3 protein-coding genes, 1 tRNA gene and 2 rRNA genes are annotated in these 6,052 nt (G+C 56.3%); 4 read left to right on the top strand and 2 right to left on the bottom strand.

Features of this window, described 5'->3' with window-relative positions:
• The 3 genes from ACP90_RS00005 to ACP90_RS27290 all read left to right on the top strand — a co-directional run bounded on the left by ACP90_RS00005 (position 1) and on the right by ACP90_RS27290 (position 2,934).
• Positions 1-2,291: ribosomal RNA gene (locus ACP90_RS00005) — 23S ribosomal RNA — on the top strand.
• A gap of 201 nt (positions 2,292-2,492) precedes the next feature.
• Positions 2,493-2,607 (top strand): 5S ribosomal RNA (rrf, locus tag ACP90_RS27295).
• 250 nt (positions 2,608-2,857) lie between these two features.
• A tRNA-Met gene (locus ACP90_RS27290) sits at positions 2,858-2,934 on the top strand.
• 208 nt (positions 2,935-3,142) lie between these two features.
• On the opposite strand, the gene ACP90_RS27285 is transcribed toward ACP90_RS27290, so the two are convergent.
• Complete coding sequence (locus tag ACP90_RS27285) at positions 3,143-4,483, bottom strand: aspartate aminotransferase family protein (protein WP_062491200.1); 1,341 nt, start codon at positions 4,481-4,483, stop codon at positions 3,143-3,145.
• A 116-nt stretch (positions 4,484-4,599) separates the two neighbouring features.
• Here ACP90_RS27285 and ACP90_RS27280 point away from each other — a divergent pair, with 116 nt between their 5' ends.
• Complete coding sequence (locus ACP90_RS27280; protein WP_022999333.1) at positions 4,600-5,175, top strand: cupin domain-containing protein; 576 nt, start codon at positions 4,600-4,602, stop codon at positions 5,173-5,175.
• 7 nt (positions 5,176-5,182) lie between these two features.
• Here ACP90_RS27280 and ACP90_RS27275 read toward each other — a convergent pair whose 3' ends face one another.
• Positions 5,183-6,052, bottom strand: coding sequence for a MurR/RpiR family transcriptional regulator (locus ACP90_RS27275; RefSeq protein ID WP_062491198.1), 870 nt, complete (start codon positions 6,050-6,052; stop codon positions 5,183-5,185).

Genomic DNA, 6,052 nt, shown 5'->3' with positions numbered 1-6,052 from the left:
GAGGGAAAGGTGAAAAGTACCCCGACGAGGGGAGTGAAACAGTTCCTGAAACCGGATGCCTACAAACAGTTGGAGGGCGCAAGCCTGACAGCGTACCTTTTGTATAATGGGTCAGCGACTTAATTTAACGAGCAAGCTTAAGCCGGTAGGTGTAGGCGTAGCGAAAGCGAGTCTGAATAGGGCGCCCTAGTTCGTTGGATTAGACCCGAAACCGAGTGATCTAGCCATGGCCAGGTTGAAGGTGCGGTAACACGCACTGGAGGACCGAACCCACGCCTGTTGAAAAAGTCGGGGATGAGCTGTGGCTAGGGGTGAAAGGCCAATCAAACTCGGAAATAGCTGGTTCTCCGCGAAATCTATTTAGGTAGAGCGTCGGATGAATACTCTCGGGGGTAGAGCACTGGATGGGCTATGGGGGCTTACCGCCTTACTGATCCTAACCAAACTCCGAATACCGAGAAGTACTATCCGGCAGACACACAGTGGGTGCTAACGTCCATTGTGGAGAGGGAAACAACCCTGACCGCCAGTTAAGGTCCCTAAGTTATGGCTAAGTGGGAAAGGATGTAGAACTCCCAAAACAACCAGGATGTTGGCTTAGAAGCAGCCATCATTTAAAGAAAGCGTAACAGCTCACTGGTCTAAATAAGGGGTTCCGCGCCGAAAATGTACCGGGGCTCAAGCCATACACCGAAACTGCGGGTGCATCTTATGATGCGCGGTAGCGGAGCGTTCTGTAAGTCTGCGAAGGGGGACCCGTGAGGGCTCCTGGAGATATCAGAAGTGCGAATGCTGACATGAGTAACGATAAAGCGGGTGAGAGACCCGCTCGCCGAAAGTCCAAGGGTTCCTGCGCAACGCTAATCGGCGCAGGGTTAGCCGGCCCCTAAGGCGAGGCCGAAAGGCGTAGTCGATGGGAATGCAGTTAATATTCTGCAGCTTGGTGGTAGTGACGGATGCCGTGTGTTGTATCTCCTTATTGGATTGGGGGTGCAGCGAAGGTGTTCCAGGAAATAGCTCCACCGTATAAACCGTACCCGAAACCGACACAGGTGGACTGGTAGAGAATACCAAGGCGCTTGAGAGAACTATGCTGAAGGAACTCGGCAAAATGCTCCCGTAAGTTCGCGAGAAGGGAGACCTCACGACGGGCAACCGTTGTGGGGTGGCACAGACCAGGGGGTGGCGACTGTTTATCAAAAACACAGGGCTCTGCGAAGCCGTAAGGCGACGTATAGGGTCTGACGCCTGCCCGGTGCTGGAAGGTTAAGAGGAGGTGTGCAAGCACCGAATTGAAGCCCCAGTAAACGGCGGCCGTAACTATAACGGTCCTAAGGTAGCGAAATTCCTTGTCGGGTAAGTTCCGACCTGCACGAATGGCGTAACGACTTCCCCGCTGTCTCCAGCATAGACTCAGTGAAATTGAATTCCCCGTGAAGATGCGGGGTTCCTGCGGTCAGACGGAAAGACCCCGTGCACCTTTACTACAGCTTCACACTGGTATTCGTCACGACATGTGTAGGATAGGTGGTAGACGTTGAAGCAGGAGCGCCAGCTCTTGTGGAGTCACCCTTGAAATACCACCCTTGTCGTCATGGATATCTAACCGCGGTACAACAATATCCGGGACCGTGTGTGGCGGGTAGTTTGACTGGGGCGGTCGCCTCCCAAATGGTAACGGAGGCGCGCGAAGGTGGGCTCAGAGCGGTCGGAAATCGCTCGTTGAGTGCAATGGCATAAGCCTGCCTGACTGCGAGACTGACAAGTCGAGCAGAGTCGAAAGACGGCCATAGTGATCCGGTGGTCCCTCGTGGAAGGGCCATCGCTCAACGGATAAAAGGTACGCCGGGGATAACAGGCTGATGATGCCCAAGAGTCCATATCGACGGCATTGTTTGGCACCTCGATGTCGACTCATCACATCCTGGGGCTGGAGCAGGTCCCAAGGGTTTGGCTGTTCGCCAATTAAAGTGGTACGTGAGTTGGGTTCAGAACGTCGCGAGACAGTTCGGTCCCTATCTGCCGTGGGTGTAGGAGAATTGAGAGGATCTGTCCCTAGTACGAGAGGACCGGGATGGACGTACCTCTGGTGGACCTGTTGTGGCGCCAGCCGCATTGCAGGGTAGCTATGTACGGAAGGGATAACCGCTGAAAGCATCTAAGCGGGAAACCCACCTCAAAACCAGTTCTCCCTGAAGAGCCGTGGAAGACCACCACGTCGATAGGAAGCGTGTGGAAGTGCGGCAACGCATGAAGCTTAGCTTTACTAATAGCTCGTTCGGCTTGATCCTCTCATTAGTCAATGTTCATCTTTTGGATGCGCCCCTGGCGCATCAAAAAGATCATTTTAAGTGCGCTACCGCCCTTCGGGCTGCTTGAGCGCGTTTGAAATGATCCATACGGCCAACGTCCTGGAACCTTCGTCCCAGGCGAGGCCGACCAAAACATCAAAAAAATATATAGACCAGTTCACGCAAATTGCGCTTCGCCGGCCTGGTGGCCCTAGCGGGGAGCCCCCACCCGATCCCATCCCGAACTCGGCCGTGAAACTCCCCAGCGCCAATGGTACTGCATCTTAAGGTGTGGGAGAGTAGGTCGCCGCCAGGCCTGCAAATCGCAATTTGAAACCTCTTCAACTTGTTTGTCGCTCACGCGCGCACCGCCCTAAAGGGCTGCGCTCCGCGCGGGCGGCCTGACCGGCCGGCGGCCACTCGGCCTTGCCTCCGCTGCGCTCCGGATCTCTTATCCCATATCAGCGCAGTCTTCCGGTCAAACCGAAACATAAGGGTATCCCCAACAGGGACCAAACCCAGTTTGACCAAACGCCCAGCGCGCCAAGGACAAACAAAAAAAACAACGCGGGATGGAGCAGCCCGGTAGCTCGTCAGGCTCATAACCTGAAGGTCGCAGGTTCAAATCCTGCTCCCGCAACCAACAAATAACCCGGCCGCGCGCCGGGTTTTTTGTTGGTAACCGATACAGATTTTAAACTGACCAGCGCCCCCACAAAAAGCGCTATGCCCGACGCACCGGCACAAAAACGCTCAAAGCAAACTACCGCAACCAAATAAACAAAAGGCCGCCCAAAAAGGGCGGCCTTTTTTGTTGGATCACGGCGGGGGCTGGGCGGAAGAACGGAAACCTAGGCCGTTTCGGAGAGAACCTGTCCCAGCGTTTCCACCATCTCGTCAATCATGCCTTCTTCTACAATCAATGGAGGCGAAAGGGCGATGATGTCACCAGTCACGCGGATCAGCAAGCCCGCCTCGAAGCAATTGACGAAAACCTCGTAAGCACGTTTTCCGGGCGCGTCCTCGCGGGAGTTGAGTTCAATGCCGGCAATGACGCCAACAGTGCGGATGTCCTTGACGTGTTTGGCGCTCTTGAGCGTATGGATACGGTCTTCCCAGGCGTTTGAAATCTCCGAGCCACGGGTCAGAAGCTTATATTTTTCGTAGATATCGAGCGTCGCAAGGCCGGCGGCGCAGGCCACAGGGTGACCGGAATAAGTATAGCCGTGGAAGAGTTCGATTGTTTCGGCCGGACCGCCCATGAAGGCTTCATAGATCGCGTCTTGCGCGAAGACCGCTCCCATCGGAATGACGCCGTTGGTAAGACCCTTGGCAGTGGTAAAGAGATCCGGTTTCACGCCGAAGAAATCGGATGCGAAAGGGGCGCCAAGGCGTCCGAAACCGGTGATGACCTCATCGAATATCAACAGGATACCGTGACGGTCGCAGATCGCACGCAGTCGTTCCAGATATCCCTTGGGCGGGATCAGGACACCGGTGGAACCGGCGACCGGTTCGACGATAACGGCCGCGATTGTCTCTGCACCATGTAGCGCAACGATCCGTTCCAGGTCGTCGGCAAGATGTCCGCCCCACTCCGGCTGCCCCTTGCTGAAGCTGTTGTGTTCGGGAGCATGAGTGTGCGGCAAGTGATCGACACCGGTCAGGAGCGACCCGAAATGGCGGCGGTTGTTGACGATGCCGCCAACGGAAATACCGCCGAAGCCGACACCGTGATAACCGCGTTCGCGACCGATCAACCGGGTTCGGGAAGCGTCCCCCCTGGCGCGGTGATAGGCGAGCGCCATCTTCAGGGCCGTGTCGACGGATTCAGACCCGGAACCGGTAAAGAAGACGTGGTTGAAGCCCTCCGGCGCAATCTGTTTCAGACGCTCGGCAAATTCGAACGCGATCGGATGGCCCATCTGGAAGGAGGGCGCGTAGTCCAGTTCTGAAAGCTGCCGGGCGACCGCATTGGTGATCTCTTCGTAACCGTGTCCGGCATTGCAGCACCAGAGGCCCGCAGTGCCGTCGAGAATGCTGCGGCCGTCGTCGCTGCGGTAATGCATGCCCTTGGCCGAGACCAGCATGCGTGGAGACTGCTTGAACTGCCGGTTCGCGGTAAACGGCATCCAGTAGGCGTCAAGCGGCTGGTTGGATCGAATATCTGTGTTGTTGTTGACGATGTTCATGTGCGCCTCCTCGGTCGGTCGCACTAGAAAGCACTGATTTTGACATGCCGAATAGTCTGTTTCTTGCGGACATCAAGGCATTGAAAAGACTCATTTTGAATGGGAAACTGTTTAGGATGATAAACACACTAAACACCGATGACTTCTCACGCGATGTCGGATTGCGCCTGCGGGCGATCCGGGAAGCGCATGGCTATTCACAGCGGGAATTGGCCAAACGGGCCGGTGTCACCAACGGTTTCATCTCTCAGCTGGAAGCGGCCAAGATCAACACCTCCCTTAGCGCGCTGAAACGCGTTCTGGACGGTATACCGATCGGTCTTTCGGAGTTTTTCGCCTATGAGCCGGAGCGGCAGGAGCAAGTGTTTTTCGGCGTCGATGAGCTGACCGAAATCGGCAAGGGCAACATTTCCTACAGGCAAGTCGGCAACAGCCTCTTCGGACACGAGCTGCAGATGCTTTACGAAGTTTATGAAGCGGGTGCGGATACAGGGCGGGTCATGCTCAGCCACGAGGGCGAGGAAGCCGGTATCGTCATCGAGGGACGGCTTGAAGTTACCGTCGGCGAGCAGAGAAAGGTCCTCGGACCTGGAGATGCCTACCTCTTCAAGAGTTCGATCCCGCACAGGTTCAAGGCACTGCGAAACGGCCGCTGTGTCGTTGTAAGCGCCTGTACGCCGCCGACGTTCTGACCCTACGCTAGAACAGTCCGAGCTTCTTCGAATTCGCCTTCCATTGTACCAGGCGGTGGCTCGAGGTCGTCTCGTTGGCCCTGGCTGCAATGTCGACCATCAGGCTGAGCGCGGCAACGATCCCGATTGTCGATTCCAGGAAGAGGCCCGTTCTGGAAGGCGCATAGACGGCGGCATCGGCGATCTCCCTACTCCAGTGGCAATATTCGTCCGAAACCACAATCACTGATCGGCCCTGGCTCTTTGCCAGCCGGGCGAGCTTCAACGATTCCGACGCATAGGGCACGACGTCCACCAGGATAAGGCACGTTGTGGCGGCCGTTTCCGGACCGTGATCAAGCCACTCGCCCAGCATGCCGTCATGGGCGGACAGGAAATGGACATTCTTTCGCGCGAGCGCCATCCTGCGGGCGAAATCCTCCACCGTTCCCCGGATGGACTGAAATCCCGTAGCGTAAATCGTCCCGGAAGTCGAAACCAGTCGGATGACCTCTTCCCAATTATCGCCTTGCGTCTGGTTGAAGACGTTGGTCAGTCCCTGGACCTCGGCTTCCAGCGTCTCGACGAACCGCAAAGGGATGTCCCCGTCGGTGACGAAGGAGGCCGTGGTGACCGAATAATGTTCGCGCAGCAGCTGCTTCAGCCCTTTCATGCCGTCGCATCCGAGCCGGCGCAGCAACCTTCCGACGGTGACCTCTGAAACCCCCGCCTTTTCCGCGAGAGATTTTCCGGTTTCCAGCCCGAGAGACGAAATATTCAGGCTGACAAACTGCGCAAGCCGGGCCTCCTGCTTGGGGAGTTTGGGTGTTTCATCCTGCAAGCGTTTGATGAATTCATCGAATTTCGCCTGAGGGAAGGAGGAGAAGCCGGATTCCAT

Source organism: Labrenzia sp. CP4 (assembly GCF_001579905.1).
Taxonomy (GTDB): Bacteria; Pseudomonadota; Alphaproteobacteria; order Rhizobiales; family Stappiaceae; genus Roseibium; species Roseibium algicola.
The sequence above is the reverse complement of the archived record's forward strand: the minus strand, read 5'-3'. Positions and strand labels throughout refer to the sequence as shown.

Bases quoted from the DNA above. Each gene is read 5' to 3' on its own strand.
- ACP90_RS27275 (WP_062491198.1), bottom strand. From the start codon at position 6,052: ATGGAATCCGGCTTCTCCTCCTTCCCTCAGGCGAAATTCGATGAATTC.
- ACP90_RS27285 (WP_062491200.1), bottom strand. From the start codon at position 4,483: ATGAACATCGTCAACAACAACACAGATATTCGATCCAACCAGCCGCTT.
- ACP90_RS27280 (WP_022999333.1), top strand. From the start codon at position 4,600: ATGATAAACACACTAAACACCGATGACTTCTCACGCGATGTCGGATTG.